Source organism: Peribacillus sp. RS7 (genome assembly GCF_041956845.1).
GTDB lineage: Bacteria > Bacillota > Bacilli > Bacillales > DSM-1321 > Peribacillus.
Genome location: NZ_CP168135.1, coordinates 3,097,255 through 3,114,268 on the forward strand (window position 1 = coordinate 3,097,255; position 17,014 = coordinate 3,114,268).

The following is a 17,014-nucleotide window of genomic DNA, read 5'->3' on the forward strand; positions in this document are numbered from 1 at the left end:
AAAAAAATAAGACTCCAGATGTCTGGAGTCTTATTTTAATATTAAGCGTTAATGTTATTTGGGTTTAAGGCGTTTTCAACACTTACGTAGTTGTAGCCTAGGTCTGTTGCAACTGCTTCAAACGTGATTTCACCGTTCGCCACATTGACGCCTTTTGCAAGTGCATCATTTTCAAGGATCGCTTTGATGGCGCCTTTGTTTGCGATTTGCAGTGCAAATGGCACTGTTACGTTAGTTAAAGCAACTGTAGAGGTTTGAGGCACTGCACCTGGCATATTTGCCACTGCGTAATGCACTACTCCATGTTTAACATAAGTAGGGTTATCATGTGTTGTTATGTGGTCAACCGTTTCGAAGATACCGCCTTGGTCGATTGCAACATCGACAATGACTGAACCTGGAGACATCGATTTAACCATTTCTTCAGTAACGAGCTTAGGAGCTTTAGCACCTGGAATCAATACAGCACCAATCACTAAATCAGCATCTTTGACTGCTTCAGCAATATTATAAGGATTGGAGATGAGTGTAGTCAGTTCATTTCCGAAAATATCATCAAGTTGACGTAGGCGGTCAGGGCTTAAGTCAAGAATTGTAACATCTGCGCCTAATCCTATAGCGATTTTAGCAGCATTCGTTCCAACCATTCCTCCGCCGACAACAGCGACTTTACCACGTTTCACTCCAGGAACTCCGCTTAAGAGGATTCCTTTACCACCGTTATTTTTTTCCAGGAACTGAGCACCGATTTGTGCAGCCATGCGTCCTGCAACTTCACTCATTGGTGTCAATAAAGGAAGTGTGCGGTTCACTGCAACCGTTTCATAAGCAATGGCCAAGACACCGCTTTCTTTTAGGGCCTGAGCTAGTGCCGGTTCAGCCGCAAGATGCAAATATGTGAAAAGGATTAAATCTTTTCGGAAATATTTATATTCAGATGAGATAGGTTCTTTTACTTTCATGATCATTTCTGTGCTTGCCCAAACGCTAGCAGCGTCCTCGACTATTACAGCACCAGCTTCTTGATATGATTCATTTGTAAAACTGCTTCCTAGACCTGCGTTCATTTCGATTAATACTTCATGCCCTGCATTGACTAATGCTACAACCCCAGCTGGAGTGATAGCTACACGGTTTTCATTGTTTTTAATCTCTTTTGGAATTCCTATTCTCATCTTAATCCCTCCAATAATATGTTTTACTATTTGTATCACAAGTATAGTTGGAAATAGAAACAGTTAGTATGTGGAAATCAGAAAAATGAAAAAGGTGTATTTGTGGAATTCCACAAACGCAATATCAATAAACATGGACTCGTCAGGAACAAGACCCCTGATTCATAGCATAAACGTTAGAAAATATAACGCTGAAGTTAATTTTTCGAAATAGGTTCTTGAATGCGCTCTAAAATCCGTCTTTTTTTATAAAGCATGATTCCCGTATCGGCCATATCGGCAATCATCGATCGATTGGTAAGGGCTCCAAAGATTATTCCAGCAACAGGAACCATTTGCAAAAGCTTTTTCCAGCCAAACTGATCGCGGTATGTATAAACGACTTCTCGCCATCCTTGCAGCTCGGATGCTATTTCCCTTTTTGATTCGGAATCAGGCAGGTGCATTTTCGACAGTTCATTTAATAGTGCCTTTTTGCCTACAACATCCGATGTTGTGAATTGCAGACATTTGACGATGAAAATACGCTCTTGACGGTCACTGGGATCGAACCCATATGTGATGGCGATATCTTGAAGTGTTTTGATGGACATGCCGAGTAGAAGGGGGATGTCGATGGCTAAGGTGAAGATTCCGCCAATACCGGTAGTGGCTCCTTGAACCGTTGCCAATTTGCTGCCTGAATTTTTAATATCTTGACTCACGCTATCCATGATATGGAGGGGAATGCTTGATACATCTTCCAGGGAAGTAATTTTCAACTCGGGGTTCTTGGCCTGTAGCTGACTTAGAATTTGAGCTTCTTTCGTTAAATATTTTCCGCCATTCTGAATATAGCTGCCGATTTCATCAAGCATGACACCCAATTTTTTCTGAATGAAATCCGGTGTCAGCTTATCCAATAGTTTGAAGGGGATTCGCCCAATCCGTTCCCAAAACCATAGCCCTTTCTGATCCTTCTCCCATTTTTCAATGATTATTAATTCCTTCTCAAGTTCTTCTTTTGTTTCAAATTTCATATGATCAGCCTTTCCACATTTCTAGTATTCCATATCAGGGGATTTATCATTAATTTTTCTTGAAAAATTTATCATATTGATCAAGTTTAATGTTAAGAAAGAGGGACATTTTTTGAATCGGGTCTTTTAACCGGATATTTCCCACTTCTGAAATCCTTTTTAATCGGTAATTCAATGTATTCACATGGATATGAAGATTTCTTGAAGCTTCATTTGGGTTGCAGTCTTTTTCTAGATAGACAGTGAGTGTCTGCAGCATTTCCGTCTGGTTTTTCATGTCATATGCTTTTAGCTTCAGGATGGAAGGATGAACATGACGTTGTTTGTTGCTTGCGAGCGATTCAATCATTTGAAACATGCCAAGTTCCTCATAATGTAAGATGAGCTTCATGTCATCAGGGAAAATAGTCTTCATTTTTAGAGTGTATTGAGCTTCATCGTAACTTGTTTTAACATCCAATAAGTTTTTATACATATGGCCAGCCGTTCCAAGGATATGCTCAACACCGAAACGCCGTTTCATTTCCAAAATGAAAAAAGGGATGAAATCATAAATCGATGATGTGAAAGAAGGGCTGTTTTCCTGGTTGGCTCCTGCAAAAAGAATGAGCTTGTTATGGTCAATCGCAAATAAGGAACTGTTTATCTTTTGCGTAGTCGTTAACATGTATGAAATGTATCGCTCTACTTCCCGATTGATCTCTTCAGGAAATTCGAATACCAATATGGAGAAAACCACCGGAACATGTAAGGAGAATTTCGTGAAATTTTCAATTATTTCCGATTCTTCTTGGTAGTGTCCAGTCAGCATGCGCCAAAGGAACTCTTGATTACCCGCTTCTTTCCTTTTCTTTTTCAATTGCAATTGCTGTAACTGGTTTTTCGCCTCTTTGGCAGCGAATTGCAGAAATTCCATATCTTCTTCGGAGAAAGGTTCATTTACTTCTAAAGCCCAAATGAATCCAAGGACTTCATTATTTTTCCGAATGGACACCGCAGCCCTGTTACCGAGACCGACATCATTGATGGCCCCGATCTTAATGGGGGCATCTTCTTTCAATAAAGCTGGGATGAAGCCATCTTTCCATAAACTGTTGATGACTTTTTCAGGGACGCGTCTTCCGATTATGGTCATGATACGAGCCTGATCCGTAGTATCATCGTGTGTGCTATAAGCAAGTAAGCGGTGATTACCGTCCTCGATTGTAATGGGGCAACCTAAAACAGAACTGATTCTATCGGCAAACTCCATCATATCTCCATAAAGGTCTTTAAAAATATCTCTATTTTTTTCTAATTCCTTCATTTTTTTGTGCCCCTCACTTAAAAAAATTCCTTCTCCTTGAATTTTAAACGATTTCCTATTAATAAGCATAGATAAATCCATTCATAAAACAGAAAATCCCTGCCGACGGAAATCGGAAGGGATTTTTTTATTTTAGAATAGGAAATTAATCAAAAGATAAATCAAACCTGCTAATGTTGCCGAGATGGGAATGGTAATGAACCAAGTGATGATCATTCTTTTTGCCGTTCCCCATTTTACGCCTTTGACACGATGGGCGGTTCCAACTCCAAGGATTGAAGAGGAAATAACATGGGTAGTACTGACTGGCATGTGTATTACGGTCGCGCCGAAGATGATAAAGGCTCCGGTTAAATCCGCTGCAACACCATTGACCGGACGGATCTTCATAATTTTGCCGCCAACGGTTTTAATGATTTTCCATCCACCTACGGAAGTTCCAAGTCCCATTGCTAATGCACAGGAAAATTGAACCCAGAAGGGGATATCGGCATTTGATGCATAACCATTTGCAATAAGTGCCATCGTGATGATACCCATCGCTTTTTGAGCGTCATTCGTTCCGTGGGTATACGATTGAAGTGCTGCAGTAGCAATCTGTATAGTACGAAATTTTTGGTTTGTTTTTGTCAGGTTATTGTTCTTAAAGACCACTTTAAAGATGCTGTATACGATAAACCCGATTGCAAAAGCAATTAACGGGGAGAAGATCAAAGCTTGAAGAATTTTCATGAATCCTTCCCATTTAATTCCGGCGAATCCAGCTGCAGCAATGGCGGCACCTGCAATCGAACCAATCAATGCGTGGGAGGAACTGCTTGGTATTCCGTAATACCAGGTAAGAAGGTTCCATATGATCGCGGCAAGCAGAGCAGCCAAGATTACATATGAACCATTCGGAAGTGTGAACGGATCCACGATATCTTTGGTTATGGTCTTCGCTACTCCAGTAAATGTCATAGCTCCGACGAAATTCATGATAGCTGCCATGATGATGGCATGCCGAGGCTTCATGGCCTTTGTTGAAACAGCAGTGGCTATTGCATTGGCTGTATCATGGAAACCATTGATGAAGTCAAATGCTAAAGCAAAGAAAACGATTAATATTGTTAAAATTAATAAAGTATCCATTTATTGGGGTACTCCTTAGGCGTTTTTCATTATGATTGTTTCAAGTGTATTGGCCACTGCTTGACAGTGATCGGCAATCTCTTCAAGGCTTTCGTAAATTTCTTTATATTGAATGATCCTGATTGGATCTTTTTCAACTGTAAACAAGTTTTTGATTGATTGACGTTGGATCCCGTCACAAACGGATTCAAGATCTTTAATTTTGATTGCATTTTCACGAATCATTGGTAATTTTTTAGTGGATAGTGTATCGACAGCTGTTTCAATCTCATACGTACACTGCTTGATTGCATCCACAAACTTAAGCATATACTCATCTGCATTGACTATTGAGTACATTTCAAATAATGCGGCACAGTGTTCCAAACCGTCTATGACATCATCCATTCTCATGGTTAGTTCAAGGATATCCTCGCGTTCGATAGGAGTGATAAAGGCATTGTTCAGCTCTTTAATCACGTTATGAACCATTGAATCGCCTTTATGCTCATAATCTTTCATAGTATCTGAAAATACTTTTAGATCGGAGATGTTTTTGAGTTTATAATCCGCGAAATAGTCAGCACCTTCTTTAAGGTTTTGAGCAATGTTGAAAAGCATTACTGCGAATTTGTCTTTTTTTGATTTAAAAGCCATGTTAAAGCCTCCCAATTAGTCATGCAATTTTACACACTTTTATCGTACGTTTAGTATTAACAAATTGATTGTAACGAATTCATGTAGTCTCAGGGAAGGTTTTTCGACGAAAATTTACAAAATCTTAATAAAACTTTACAAACAAAAACAAGGATAAGTGAAAAATGGGAAACAGTTGCCACTTACAAAGGCGATATTTGTAGAAAAAAGCCTTCCCGAAGTGGAAAGGCTGAAGGTTCTATAAAAATAAAGCAATTAAATAATAAATAATTCCAGCTAATGAAGCGGAAATCGGCAAGGTAATGAACCAAGTAATCAACATGCTTTTAGCAGTTCCCCATTTTACGCCTTTGATGCGGTGTGCAGAACCGACACCAAGTATGGAAGAAGAAATGACATGTGTCGTACTGACCGGCATATGCAGGAATGTGGCACCGAAAATGATTGCTGCACCAGTCATATCTGCAGCCACCCCATTAACCGGCCGTATTTTCATGATTTTACCGCCAACGGTTTTGATGATTTTCCAACCTCCGATTGATGTACCAAGCGCCATGGCTATTGCGCAGGATAATTGTACCCAGAAGGGAACTTCCGAGGTAGAGGCATATCCGTTAGCGATTAAAGCCATCGTGATGATACCCATCGATTTTTGAGCGTCATTCGTTCCGTGTGTATAAGACTGGATGGCTGCCGTGAGAATTTGTATTCTCCTGAATCGCTTATTGGTCTTTCCTAAATTATTATTTTTGAATACTACCTTGAAGATACTGTATACAATGAATCCAAGCGTAAAGGCAAGGATGGGAGATAGAATCAATGCCTGGATAATTTTAGTGAATCCACTCCATTTTATTGCATCGAATCCACTAGCCACGATGGCCGCTCCTGCTATTGACCCAATGATTGCATGTGAAGAACTGCTTGGAATGCCGAAATACCAAGTGATTAAATTCCACGTTATTGCAGAGAGCAGAGCAGCAAGGATTACATATGAGCCGTTGTTTAATGTGAAAGGATCAACGATATCCTTCGTAATGGTATGCGCTACACCGGTAAAAGTCAGTGCTCCCAATAAATTCATGACCGCAGCCATGATGATTGCATGACGTGGTTTAAGCGCCTTAGTTGATACTGCTGTAGCGATGGCATTAGCCGTATCATGGAAACCATTGATAAAATCAAAGACCAAAGCAAATATAATAATTAGCGCTGTTAAGATGAATATGCTATTCATACATGGAAGACTCCCTTGATTTCAAGTATATAATGTGAATTTGGATTGTGGCCCATGATTGGGCGCAGTACAGGACAGTTTGCAACCCCTCATTATTTAAAATGGGAGTTTTTAAGGTTGATTATTTTTTAAAGATGGCACCTTCTTTATTACTTGGTTTTAAAACGAACTATTTCATTGTAACGAATTTCATATCTATAAGGATAGACGTTTCGTCATTTTTTTACAAAATATTTAACTTAGTGAAGGATTTAATGACAAATTATTACTTTTATTATATTAAAAGGATAATGGGACTTTTTAAATCCCGAGGCTTATGGTTAGAAATAGAAGTTGGGGCGATGTATAATTGGTAAATAAAAGTAAGGGGGATGAAGGATGATTTCAAATATTGCGGAAACGATCACTCTACATAATGGAGTTCAAATGCCACAGTTGGGTTTCGGTGTATTCAAAGTGAAAAATGGCAAAGAAACGGTTGAATCCGTTAAGAAAGCAATCCAAGTAGGATATCGAGCGATTGATACGGCAGCCATTTATGAAAATGAAGAAGGTGTTGGACAGGCGATTCGGGAGAGCGGAGTACCTCGTGAAGAATTGTTCATAACATCTAAAGTATGGAATACGGAACAAGGATACGAAACCACGCTTCAGGCATTTGATGATAGTTTAAATCGCCTTGGGCTGGAATATTTGGATTTATACCTGATTCACTGGCCTGGAAAAGATAAATATCTGGAAACATGGAGGGCGCTGGAAAAGCTTTATAAGGATGGAAAAGTGAAATCTATCGGTGTAAGTAATTTCCATGTTCATCATTTGGAAAATTTACTTGCAAATAGTGAAGTGAAACCGGTCGTAAATCAAATCGAATTGCATCCACTTTTGACTCAAGTCGAAATTCGTGATTACTGTGCAAAGCATGAAATAAAGGTGACATCATGGAGCCCGCTAGGCAGGGGGAACTTATTGGAAGAACCAACAATTAATCATATAGCTAAGAAGCACGGGAAAAGTTCAGCGCAAGTGTTAATTAGATGGCATCTTCAACATGATCTCGTAGTAATACCCAAATCGATTACGCCGTCCCGTATCGAGGAAAATGCACAGGTATTTGATTTTTCATTAAGCCTTAACGAAATGAACCAAATAGATGCCTTGAACAAAAATGAACGGTTCGGAAGCAATCCAGATGAACTTTTGTTCTAAATAAGAATGTTGAAAATGATAGGAGGATGTCCCGATAAAGGGGCATCCTTTTTCTTTTTTCTTTATGAACATAATTGACACAGTTACTGCTTATACTAACTATGTGACAGAGTTAAGCATATTGTATACCCGTTTATTATGACTAATAATCCTATTTCCGTTGCCAAATATTTTTAAATAAAATTAGGTTTTAGATTAGTTAAACGGGGAAAATAATGAGTACAGCGGCAAACAAAAAGAAAAACACACTAACACATTGAGGATTGTCAAATCAGTTCCTCAGGGGCTCTAGCTAGCTAATTCTACCCAATAACTAAAACATTCACATTCATTAGATATTGTGCGTAATCGGCATCATACCATTTGGATGTAAAAGTTAAAAGAACTGAAGGCATGACAATATGGAAGTGTGATGAAATTTCTTGGAGTCTGCTGTAGATAGTAAAAAATCAACTAATTAGAAGGAGGAAATATATTATGGGATTTTTATGGTCATTAATTATCGGAGGTATCATCGGTTGGTTAGCAGGTATGATCGTTGGACGTGACGTACCATTTGGAATTATCGGTAACATCATCGCTGGTTTTGTTGGTGCATGGTTAGGTTCATTAATTCTTGGGAACTGGGGACCGTCAGTAGCAGATTTCGCTATTATTCCAGCATTGATTGGTGCTATCGTGTTTGTTTTCATCTTAAGCCTTATCTTAAAAGGCATGAGAAAAGCTTCATAAATACAAAAATAAAGCTGGCCCAAGTGGCCAGCTATTTTTTTATACTGAACCGGAATGGAATTTGTCTGCGATGCGGAAAACCCGTCCGTAGAGCAGTATAATTAGTCCCAGAACCAAATAATCCGTCCGTTAGTGCATTAAAAAACACCGTTCCGAAATGGAACGGTGTTTTTCAATTATATGTGAAGATCGAATATTTCAGGTTTATCCAGGAAAGGAGCTTCAATAATCAATTTTTCTTCGGAAATGGGGTGGATGAATTCGATTTTCCTTGCATGCAGGGCTTGACGTGGAAATGTCCTTCTTCCGCCATACAGGGTATCTCCAGCCAAGGGGTGATTCAAATGGCTGAAATGGACCCTGATCTGGTGGGTTCGGCCGCTTTCCAAGGTGCAGCTGACGAGCGTCAAGTTTTTCTTGGGATTACGATTGAGCACCTGATAATGGGTAACTGCCGTCTGGCCTGTAGGGGATACCCTTCGTCTCGTGGCATGGTGGCGGTCCCTGCCAATTTTTTCTTTGATTTCGCCTTCATCCTTTTTAATGTTTCCTTCAACTAATGCAAGATAAGTCCGTTTGATTTCCCTTTCTTCCAACATTCTGTCCAGCATGGACCCAATGAGGCGGTTTTTGGCAAAAAGGACTGCACCGGTGGTATCTTTATCAAGCCTATGAATATGCTTGATCATACAGTTCTGGCCAGTTTCTCGAAGGTGGTGCGCTACTCCATTGATGAGGGAGTGTGCTTCACCGGGGTGAGAAGGGTGAGTATCCATTCCAGCCGGTTTATTGGCTATCAACAACACGTCATCTTCATATAAGATGGATATTCCTAAGTCAGCCGCTTTAACCGGTTCATTTTCAACGTGATCAAGCAAGGGAATGCATATCGTATCTCCTTCAGTAAGGACAGTTGACCATGTGACGGAATGGCCATTCACTGTCACTTCTTTACTCATCCTCCATTCATGGACCAACTTCTTTGGGGCTTTCCACCGCTCCCTGAAAAGCTTTTCCAATGTTAATCCATTCCAACTTTGAAGAACTTCTATTATTAAATGTTGGTTAGTTATTTTGAAATCTTCCAATTTCATTCCTACTTTCGACTTATTTGGTTGTGGTCAAATGAAAAAAATATATAATAATTACAGATAAGTCATAAAAAAGTGATCTTGGACCTATTGTCAAGATTTCCGTGGTGGAAATTACCACATTTTTTTTACAATTTTTATGTTATTCTATGGGGAAAGAAATCGCTTGTCCTAGAATATACATATATTAGATAGGTCTAACGGATCTGAAAAAAGGTGGTTTTTTTAGTGAAGACAGTCTTTTCTTCAACGGAAGAGCAAGAGCAAGAAATAGCGAGCCTCGTTTCTCGTTTCTACGAATCTGTATTTCCGAAATACTTCACGGAAAGTGAAATCCTTCATTTTCGCGAGATTGGCGTTTTGGAGCCCAATCAAGGTTCTTTTACCTACTTTGCAACATTAAGAGATGCATTTCAAGTAATGACATGTCTTCAAGTCCTCATGTCGATATTAGACAAACAGAAGAAAGCAGATTCTATTGTGTTGGAATCTAAATCTGAAGAATTGTTCCAACATAACATCACTCTATTGAATGAATACGGAATATTCTTCCCTTTTTATTATGACCATTTTTCCTGTATAAACCATGAACTGAGTAATGATATGCAGATGATGGATATGCAGGTGGCGAATCAATATTTAGTATAAGGGATAAAAATGAGCCGGCTATAACGGGAGAAGCATTTCCGTTAGGGCCGGCTCATTTTTTCCATCCTTAATTAATATCGTGGTCCTTGAACCATTTCTCGAAGGTTTCCTCTTCATTAAAGCCAACGATCCGTTCTTGTTCTTGTCCATTTTTATAGTGAACGATGGTCGGAGTCTTTTTGATGCCATAATCGCTCCATCCTTGTTCAAATTCCTTAAGGTTGTATTGAACTAGGTCGATTCCCAACTTTTCTGCCAAAGGCGCAACGATTGGTGTGGTTTTTTGACAGTGCGTGCAAGTAGGACTATAGAAATAAACGGTCATATCTTTATTATCCTGGAGGTCCTGCTCCAATTCTTCCGGCAGTATCAAGTTTTGATAATTGGGATCATCCAGCTGATCGACAGTAGCGGGATGAAGCTTATCCTTCCCGTATGGATTTCCTTTTGATTTTTCTTCCTTTTTCATGTTTGTAAAAACGCCCAGCAGGACAAATATCGCGACGATTATCACTAAAAATATAGCCATTTTCTTCATTAAGCTGCAACCTCCTTGGATCTTGTCCATATGATGTAACTGCATATGAAAATAATGATGAATGCAGTCAAGGCTAGGAACGGGATGGTAATGAAACCAAATATGTTTATATATTGTCCTGTACATGGAACCCTTCCGCATGCAAGGGTGTGGCCAGAAAAGAATGAAACCTTTTGTATCAAATAATGGTACGTGGAAATGAATGCACCGATAGCGGATAATATCATGGTATAAAAGCTGATCCAATAATCTTTTCGAATGATTGCAATTCCTATAATGATTGTAAAAGGATACATGATGATCCGTTGATACCAACAGAGCGCACATGGTTCATATTGCTTGATTTCAGAAAAATATAAGCTTCCAAACATAGCAATGATGGAAGCAGCCCAGGCTACAAATAATAAGTTTTCCACACTGCGTTTTGTATTGTTCATGGTTCCTCTTCCCCATCTCTTTTTGCTCTCATGAAAAGTATAGTATGTATGGACGGCGTCTGTAAAATATATATTCTTTTTAAGGGACATTCAGAATGGATTTTATCAATGCCTTGGGCAGGTTCAGGTGTTTTAATTTTTGAATAAGGGGTATAATTCTTATGGAAGAGATTAAAGGAGTCTGAGGAAAATGCCTAATTTGGACCTGCATAAATATGAAAAAATAATGGAAATACGTAATATGAGGCTAGGAGACATAGATGAAATAATTGCTTTGCAGTCGAGTTGCTTTCCTGGAATGGTTCCTTGGAAGCGAAATCAGCTTGAGAGCCATCTGGAAATTTTTCCGGAAGGACAGTTTGTAGCTGAATATGATGGAAAAGTGATTGGCTCATGTTCCAGCCTCATTATTAATTTTGACGAATATGATGATCGCCATACATGGGACGATGTAACAGATGGTGGGTACATCACTAACCATAATCCGGACGGTTATAATTTATATGGAATCGAGGTCATGGTCCATCCTAAATTCCGCAGGATGAAAATTGGTCAAAGACTATATGATTCTAGGAAAGAACTTGTTGCCCAATTGAATTTAAAAAGCATCATTATCGGAGGCAGGATCCCCAATTACCATAAACATGCGGAGGAACTGTTACCAAGGGAATATGTGAAAGAAGTGCAATTGCATAAAATATATGATCCGGTACTTTCGTTCCAGCTTTTAAATGGGTTCACGCTAATGAGGATCAACCCGAATTATTTGCCGGATGATCTGCAATCCAATAAGTATGCTACGCTCATGGAGTGGAATAACGTCGATTATCAGCCGAAAACAAAACGTTATTATAAAACATCTGAACCGGTACGGATTTGCGTCGTGCAATATATGCTGCGTAAAATCGATTCATTCGAAGACTTCGCTAACCAAGTCGAGTATTTCACCGACGTCGCTTCGGATGCTAATGCGGATTTTGCCGTATTCCCTGAATTGTTCACCACCCAGCTGATGTCTTTCCTAAATGAAAGATCACCAAGCTTGGCTGTACGGAAACTGTCCGACTTCACGGAGCAGTACATTGAATTATTTACCACTTTAGCTGTGAGGTATAACATAAATATCATCGGCGGATCCCATTTCGTAAAAGAAGATGATGACAACATCTATAATATCGCTTATTTATTCCGTCGTGACGGGACGATTGAAAAGCAATATAAAATTCACATTACACCGAATGAAAGAAAATGGTGGGGCATCAACGCAGGTGACCGCGTTCGTGTCTTTGATACAGACTGTGGAAAGATTGCCATACAAATTTGTTATGATATTGAGTTTCCGGAACTTGCCCGGATTGCTACCGACATGGGAGCCAAAATCATATTCACTCCATTTTGTACAGAAGACAGGCAAGGCTATCTGCGCGTTCGTTATTGTGCCCAGGCCCGTGCTGTGGAAAATCAAATCTATACAGTCATTTCCGGAACGGTCGGGAATCTTCCGCAAACGGAAAATATGGATATCCAATATGCTCAATCCGGAATCTTCGCTCCATCGGATTTCGAATTTGCACGTGACGGCATAGTCGGGGAAACCAGTCCGAACCTAGAGATGGTCCTGATTGGTGATGTTGATTTGGAAATCTTACGCCGGGAGCGGCAGTCCGGTACTGTAACGCAATTGAAAGATCGCCGCCATGATATTTACAAACTGCATTATCAAAAAGGCGAAAAATAAAGCGAAAAAAGGGCTCGTGATGTGAAGAACGCTGGATGCGGTTCTGTTCATTACGAGCCTTTACTTCATTTATTGGAATAAATGTGATAATTTTGTATATGTAAGCTGATACATAATAATTACAAATCAGGCGTTTGGGAGGAGATGTTGGAGATGAACTGGAAATCTTTATACACCACTTGGGCAGAGTACCATAATTTAAATGGGGAATTACGTGTCCTCCTTGAGGAAATGCAGCGGGATGAAGCAAAACTCGAAGATGCCTTTTATAAGAATTTAGAATTTGGAACAGGCGGAATGCGTGGGGAAATTGGAGTCGGAACGAACCGGATGAATCTTTATACTGTAAGGAAGGCAACGGTTGGGTTGGCTCAATTTATCTCATCGTTTGGGGAAGAGGCAAAAGGAAGAGGGGCCGTGATTGCTTATGATTCACGACATAAGTCCCCGGAGTTTGCACTCGAAGCAGCTAAAACCTTGGCAACTTTCGGGATAAAGGCTTATTTATTCGATGAATTGCGTCCGACACCAGAATTATCATTTGCGGTTCGCGAGCTTAATGCTTTTGCTGGAATCGTCATCACGGCAAGCCATAATCCGCCTGAATATAATGGTTACAAGGTTTATGGACCAGATGGGGCCCAATTGCCACCTGAAGGAGCGGATCAAGTGATCGGCTACGTGAATGCCATTGAAAGTGAGCTTGAAATTCAGATTGAAGAAGCAGAAGTCCTTAAAGGGCGGGGCCTCATTGAAATGATTGGGGAGGAATTGGATGCAGCGTATAACCGGGAGTTGCTCACAGTTCCCGAGAACCCACAGCTTGCCGAGGAAATTGATGTGTCAATCGTCTTTACACCTCTTCATGGAACGGCAAATAAATCCGTCAGAAGGGCACTGCAAAGCTTAGGGTATCAAAATGTGCATATCGTTAGGGAACAGGAACTTCCAGATCCGGATTTTTCGACTGTCAAGTCTCCAAATCCTGAGGAACCGGCTGCATTTGAAATGGCGATAGAGCTTGGAAACAAAGTGGAAGCCGACTTATTGATAGCAACGGATCCGGATGCCGATCGACTTGGGATTGCCGTGAAAAACGAGATGGGCCAATATGTTGTCCTGACTGGAAATCAAACAGGTGCCCTTTTCCTGGATTATTTACTGTCCCAGAAAAAAGAAAAAGGGAAGATTCCTGAAAATGGAGTCGTCTTAAAAACAATCGTCACATCAGAAATCGGTCGGACGATTGCGAAGTCGTATGGCTTGCAGACGGTTGATGTGCTTACCGGGTTTAAGTTCATCGCCGAGAAAATAAATCAATATGATGAAAGCGGGGAAAATAGCTTTCTGTTCGGATATGAAGAAAGCTACGGTTATCTGATAAAAGACTTTGCACGTGATAAGGATGCCATTCAAGCGGCAGTGCTGGCTGTCGAGGTCTGTGCTCATTATAAAAAACAGGGATTGACACTATATGAAGGGTTACTGAATGTGTTTGAAAAGTACGGCTTCTACTTGGAAGGATTGCGTTCATTAACTTTAAAGGGCATTGAGGGAGCGAAACAGATTCAAGTAATATTGAATCAATTCCGTCAAAATCCTCCTGCTCGAATAGCAGGCATCCCGGTAGTCGTTGAAGAAGATTATCAAAGCAGCAAAAAGCGTACATTACTTTCAAATGGTGAAGAACAGATCGAGCTTCCGAAATCAAACGTATTGAAGTATTTCCTTGAAGATGGTACATGGGTTTGCCTCCGTCCTTCAGGCACTGAACCAAAAATTAAATTCTATTTCGGTGTCCAAGGTGAATCAATGCAAGAAGCTGAGTCCAAGTTATCTGGAGTCATGACAGATTTCATGAGCAAGATTGAAGCATTAGTTTAAATGGATGAAAAGATAAACGAAAGACTTAGGTCTTTCGTTTTTTTCGGGTAAAGTGAATGAAAGTTGACTCTGGGAATTTCCAGTAGCATGAATAATCAAAATTCTAGGAATTTCCGTTTCAGTTTTGGTATACTGTATTGGCGAGTGATCTCGGAAAACATCGATTAATTATTGTATTTAGAGTGAACAGCATATAGGAATAATGGAGGTATATATTCATGAAATTAGTAATCATTAATGGTTCACCACGTAAACAAGGGCGTACAGGTATAGCCTCACGCTACATTTCCAAGAAATACGGAGCGGAACTTATTGATTTAAGCAATAGTGAGATCCCTTTATATTCAGGTGAAGGTGAGCAATATCAATTGGACGTGATTCAAGGTCTTCGCAAAAGCATCGGGGAAGCGGATGGCGTGATCCTGGCCACTCCGGAATATCACGGTTTAATGAGTGGAGCTTTGAAAAATGCCTTGGATTTTCTTAGCAATGAACAATTCACGCATAAGCCAGTCGCTTTATTAGCCGTCTCCGGCGGAGGAAAAGGCGGGATCAACGCCTTGAATTCCATGAGGACAGTGGGCCGCAGTCTGTATGCAAATGTGATTGCCAAACAACTGGTTTTGGATCCACATTGCTTTGATTATGAAAGTGATGGTTTATTTGAAGAATCTGCCGTACTTGTTGAAGGTTTAATTGAAGATCTTAAAATGTATGCAACTGCATATGCAACAATGAAAAAATAATGAATGAGGGTCAGGTATTTAATACCTGACCCTTCCTTATTTTTATAGGGTTTCACCAGCCAAAGTTAAATCCCCGAAAATCAATCTTCTTGTATAAATTTTCCCGTTTAGCAAAAACTATAGTTGATTTTAGCTTGGAAGTTCACTTAAATAATCACTTGTTTTTTCTGCCGCATGATCCAGATAACGAAGCAGAGCATACAACTGGGATTGAACGATTTGATAATCATGCTCAAACCGGTAAGCGTGCAAAAAATGTTCTATTTTTTTCGAAAGAAAGTGATCTTTCGTTCGAACCATCAATACTAACAAGCTGTCCCAATCGGAACGGTGTGTGTGAAACAATGCTTGATCATAATCCGCAATCCTCATGTAGTTCTCCCCCTTAATAAGGAGCTATTTGTATTTTGTTCAGATCGGACAGAATATTTCCTTACAATAAGTGGCGATGTATTTGGACCGCGGTTGTTGCTTTTTACCTGAATAAAAATAAAAGGTGAGTACATGCGAAAACTAATGGTAATTGGAATATTGGTCCTGCTTTTTTTTCCTGAAACCACACTGGCACAAGAAGTGTATTCCCCTGAACAGATGGAAATGGATCTTCAAGGAATCCAAAACAAGTATGAAGTGGACGTTCAAATAATCGGACAAACTGAAAAGGGGAAAAATATAAAGGCAGTCAAGTTAGGAAAAGGAAAAAAAACGATTATGCTTGTTGGATCACATCATGGTCGGGAATGGCTCAGCTCCAAAATTCTAATGAGCATGCTTGAAGACTATGCAGCCGCCTATCGAGCGGGCAAACCTGTTGAAGGATATCCGTCAAGATCATTGGATGATGTTAGCATCTGGTTTATCCCGATGCTGAATCCAGATGGAGTCAGCATCCAGCAAGGCGATTTATCAAACTTAAATATACTTGAAAAGGCAGCAGTATGGAAAATGAATCGATATAGCAAGAATTGGTCGCGATGGAAAGCTAATGCCAAAGGCATTGATTTAAATAGGCAGTATCCGGCTGGATGGAAAGAAGTCATGAGTCATGAAACAAAACCAACTTATCAATTTTATAAGGGCGAACAACCCCTTGAAGCAGCTGAAGTGAAGGCGCTTGCGGAGTTCACAAGGGAAATCGATCCCCTTATTGCCGTTTCCTATCATACTTCAGGAAGGGAAATCTTTTGGCATTACAAAAATAAACGGGAAAATATGGCGAGGGATTATGGGATTGCCAAAAAAACTTCGGAATTGACTGGGTATGAACTGACCTTTCCGGAAAAGGAAGCGGTAGGAAGCGGATTTACGGATTGGTTCATAACGGAATTCAGCCGCCCGGGAATGACAATCGAACTTAGTTATTTAGTGGATGAAACCAATCCTCCATTGACTGTATTTCCTGAGGAATGGAAGAGGAATCGATTAGTTGGAATCATGCTTGTAAAAGAAGCGATGCAGGTGCATAACAAATGAACAATTTTACATAA

At 40.0% G+C, this 17,014-nt stretch carries 17 protein-coding genes; 7 read left to right on the forward strand and 10 right to left on the reverse strand.

What is annotated here, in order from left to right; all coding sequences use genetic code 11:
• Positions 1–41 precede the first annotated feature (41 nt).
• The 6 genes from ald to ACDZ29_RS15555 form a co-directional block, all read right to left on the reverse strand.
• Positions 42–1,175 (reverse strand): alanine dehydrogenase, encoded by a 1,134-nt coding sequence (ald, locus tag ACDZ29_RS15530; RefSeq protein ID WP_289317734.1) that lies wholly within the window; start codon positions 1,173–1,175, stop codon positions 42–44.
• Positions 1,176–1,372: 197 nt separating this feature from the next.
• On the reverse strand, positions 1,373–2,194 hold the full coding sequence (locus ACDZ29_RS15535; RefSeq protein WP_375088110.1) for an EcsC family protein: 822 nt from the start codon (positions 2,192–2,194) through the stop codon (positions 1,373–1,375).
• A 49-nt stretch (positions 2,195–2,243) separates the two neighbouring features.
• Positions 2,244–3,500, reverse strand: coding sequence for a CdaR family transcriptional regulator (locus tag ACDZ29_RS15540; RefSeq protein ID WP_289323905.1), 1,257 nt, complete (start codon positions 3,498–3,500; stop codon positions 2,244–2,246).
• A gap of 132 nt (positions 3,501–3,632) precedes the next feature.
• Positions 3,633–4,631: an inorganic phosphate transporter gene (locus ACDZ29_RS15545; RefSeq protein WP_289317731.1), complete on the reverse strand. Its 999-nt coding sequence runs from the start codon at positions 4,629–4,631 to the stop codon at positions 3,633–3,635.
• A 15-nt stretch (positions 4,632–4,646) separates the two neighbouring features.
• Positions 4,647–5,267, reverse strand: a complete 621-nt coding sequence (locus ACDZ29_RS15550; protein ID WP_289317730.1) for a DUF47 domain-containing protein — start codon at positions 5,265–5,267, stop codon at positions 4,647–4,649.
• Between the two features lie 238 nt (positions 5,268–5,505).
• A complete protein-coding gene (locus tag ACDZ29_RS15555; RefSeq protein ID WP_289323906.1) occupies positions 5,506–6,504 on the reverse strand; it encodes an inorganic phosphate transporter in 999 nt (332 codons plus the stop codon).
• Between the two features lie 378 nt (positions 6,505–6,882).
• Between ACDZ29_RS15555 and ACDZ29_RS15560 the strand changes: the two genes are divergently transcribed.
• Both ACDZ29_RS15560 and ACDZ29_RS15565 read left to right on the forward strand, forming a co-directional pair.
• The gene (locus ACDZ29_RS15560) at positions 6,883–7,713 is read left to right on the forward strand and encodes an aldo/keto reductase (RefSeq protein WP_289323907.1); all 831 of its coding nucleotides are present in this window, start codon (positions 6,883–6,885) and stop codon (positions 7,711–7,713) included.
• Between the two features lie 477 nt (positions 7,714–8,190).
• Positions 8,191–8,445 (forward strand): GlsB/YeaQ/YmgE family stress response membrane protein, encoded by a 255-nt coding sequence (locus tag ACDZ29_RS15565; RefSeq protein WP_170946860.1) that lies wholly within the window; start codon positions 8,191–8,193, stop codon positions 8,443–8,445.
• A gap of 176 nt (positions 8,446–8,621) precedes the next feature.
• On the opposite strand, the gene ACDZ29_RS15570 is transcribed toward ACDZ29_RS15565, so the two are convergent.
• Complete coding sequence (locus ACDZ29_RS15570) at positions 8,622–9,533, reverse strand: RluA family pseudouridine synthase (RefSeq protein WP_375088111.1); 912 nt, start codon at positions 9,531–9,533, stop codon at positions 8,622–8,624.
• A gap of 231 nt (positions 9,534–9,764) precedes the next feature.
• Here ACDZ29_RS15570 and ACDZ29_RS15575 point away from each other — a divergent pair, with 231 nt between their 5' ends.
• Positions 9,765–10,184 (forward strand): DUF5365 family protein, encoded by a 420-nt coding sequence (locus tag ACDZ29_RS15575; protein WP_289323909.1) that lies wholly within the window; start codon positions 9,765–9,767, stop codon positions 10,182–10,184.
• A 67-nt stretch (positions 10,185–10,251) separates the two neighbouring features.
• Here the strand turns inward: ACDZ29_RS15575 and ACDZ29_RS15580 are convergent, their stop codons facing one another.
• Complete coding sequence (locus tag ACDZ29_RS15580; RefSeq protein WP_370014047.1) at positions 10,252–10,722, reverse strand: thioredoxin family protein; 471 nt, start codon at positions 10,720–10,722, stop codon at positions 10,252–10,254.
• Positions 10,722–11,159 carry a disulfide oxidoreductase gene (locus ACDZ29_RS15585; RefSeq protein ID WP_375088112.1) on the reverse strand — a complete coding sequence of 146 codons (438 nt, stop codon included), beginning with the start codon at positions 11,157–11,159 and terminating at the stop codon, positions 10,722–10,724. The genes ACDZ29_RS15580 and ACDZ29_RS15585 overlap by 1 nt, the downstream gene beginning before the upstream one ends.
• Positions 11,160–11,349: 190 nt before the next feature.
• On the opposite strand from ACDZ29_RS15585, the gene ACDZ29_RS15590 reads away from it, so the two are divergent.
• The 3 genes from ACDZ29_RS15590 (at position 11,350) to ACDZ29_RS15600 (ending at position 15,527) form a co-directional block, all read left to right on the forward strand.
• Positions 11,350–12,897: a bifunctional GNAT family N-acetyltransferase/carbon-nitrogen hydrolase family protein gene (locus ACDZ29_RS15590; protein WP_289323912.1), complete on the forward strand. Its 1,548-nt coding sequence runs from the start codon at positions 11,350–11,352 to the stop codon at positions 12,895–12,897.
• A gap of 153 nt (positions 12,898–13,050) precedes the next feature.
• Positions 13,051–14,781, forward strand: coding sequence for a phospho-sugar mutase (locus ACDZ29_RS15595; protein WP_375088113.1), 1,731 nt, complete (start codon positions 13,051–13,053; stop codon positions 14,779–14,781).
• 218 nt (positions 14,782–14,999) lie between these two features.
• Positions 15,000–15,527 carry an NADPH-dependent FMN reductase gene (locus ACDZ29_RS15600; protein WP_289323914.1) on the forward strand — a complete coding sequence of 176 codons (528 nt, stop codon included), beginning with the start codon at positions 15,000–15,002 and terminating at the stop codon, positions 15,525–15,527.
• Positions 15,528–15,656: 129 nt separating this feature from the next.
• Here the strand turns inward: ACDZ29_RS15600 and ACDZ29_RS15605 are convergent, their stop codons facing one another.
• Positions 15,657–15,899 (reverse strand): YhdB family protein, encoded by a 243-nt coding sequence (locus ACDZ29_RS15605; RefSeq protein ID WP_048689737.1) that lies wholly within the window; start codon positions 15,897–15,899, stop codon positions 15,657–15,659.
• A gap of 132 nt (positions 15,900–16,031) precedes the next feature.
• Between ACDZ29_RS15605 and ACDZ29_RS15610 the strand changes: the two genes are divergently transcribed.
• Positions 16,032–17,000: a M14 family zinc carboxypeptidase gene (locus ACDZ29_RS15610; RefSeq protein WP_375088114.1), complete on the forward strand. Its 969-nt coding sequence runs from the start codon at positions 16,032–16,034 to the stop codon at positions 16,998–17,000.
• Positions 17,001–17,014 lie beyond the last annotated feature (14 nt).

What these genes read in the sequence shown, in the direction of transcription:
- ald (WP_289317734.1), bottom strand. Translation starts at nt 1,175, where the DNA reads ATGAGAATAGGAATTCCAAAAGAGATTAAAAACAATGAAAACCGTGTA.
- ACDZ29_RS15535 (WP_375088110.1), bottom strand. Translation starts at nt 2,194, where the DNA reads ATGAAATTTGAAACAAAAGAAGAACTTGAGAAGGAATTAATAATCATT.
- ACDZ29_RS15540 (WP_289323905.1), bottom strand. Translation starts at nt 3,500, where the DNA reads ATGAAGGAATTAGAAAAAAATAGAGATATTTTTAAAGACCTTTATGGA.
- ACDZ29_RS15545 (WP_289317731.1), bottom strand. Translation starts at nt 4,631, where the DNA reads ATGGATACTTTATTAATTTTAACAATATTAATCGTTTTCTTTGCTTTA.
- ACDZ29_RS15550 (WP_289317730.1), bottom strand. Translation starts at nt 5,267, where the DNA reads ATGGCTTTTAAATCAAAAAAAGACAAATTCGCAGTAATGCTTTTCAAC.
- ACDZ29_RS15555 (WP_289323906.1), bottom strand. Translation starts at nt 6,504, where the DNA reads ATGAATAGCATATTCATCTTAACAGCGCTAATTATTATATTTGCTTTG.
- ACDZ29_RS15560 (WP_289323907.1), top strand. Translation starts at nt 6,883, where the DNA reads ATGATTTCAAATATTGCGGAAACGATCACTCTACATAATGGAGTTCAA.
- ACDZ29_RS15565 (WP_170946860.1), top strand. Translation starts at nt 8,191, where the DNA reads ATGGGATTTTTATGGTCATTAATTATCGGAGGTATCATCGGTTGGTTA.
- ACDZ29_RS15580 (WP_370014047.1), bottom strand. Translation starts at nt 10,722, where the DNA reads ATGAAGAAAATGGCTATATTTTTAGTGATAATCGTCGCGATATTTGTC.
- ACDZ29_RS15585 (WP_375088112.1), bottom strand. Translation starts at nt 11,159, where the DNA reads ATGAACAATACAAAACGCAGTGTGGAAAACTTATTATTTGTAGCCTGG.
- ACDZ29_RS15590 (WP_289323912.1), top strand. Translation starts at nt 11,350, where the DNA reads ATGCCTAATTTGGACCTGCATAAATATGAAAAAATAATGGAAATACGT.
- ACDZ29_RS15595 (WP_375088113.1), top strand. Translation starts at nt 13,051, where the DNA reads ATGAACTGGAAATCTTTATACACCACTTGGGCAGAGTACCATAATTTA.
- ACDZ29_RS15600 (WP_289323914.1), top strand. Translation starts at nt 15,000, where the DNA reads ATGAAATTAGTAATCATTAATGGTTCACCACGTAAACAAGGGCGTACA.
- ACDZ29_RS15605 (WP_048689737.1), bottom strand. Translation starts at nt 15,899, where the DNA reads ATGAGGATTGCGGATTATGATCAAGCATTGTTTCACACACACCGTTCC.
- ACDZ29_RS15610 (WP_375088114.1), top strand. Translation starts at nt 16,032, where the DNA reads ATGCGAAAACTAATGGTAATTGGAATATTGGTCCTGCTTTTTTTTCCT.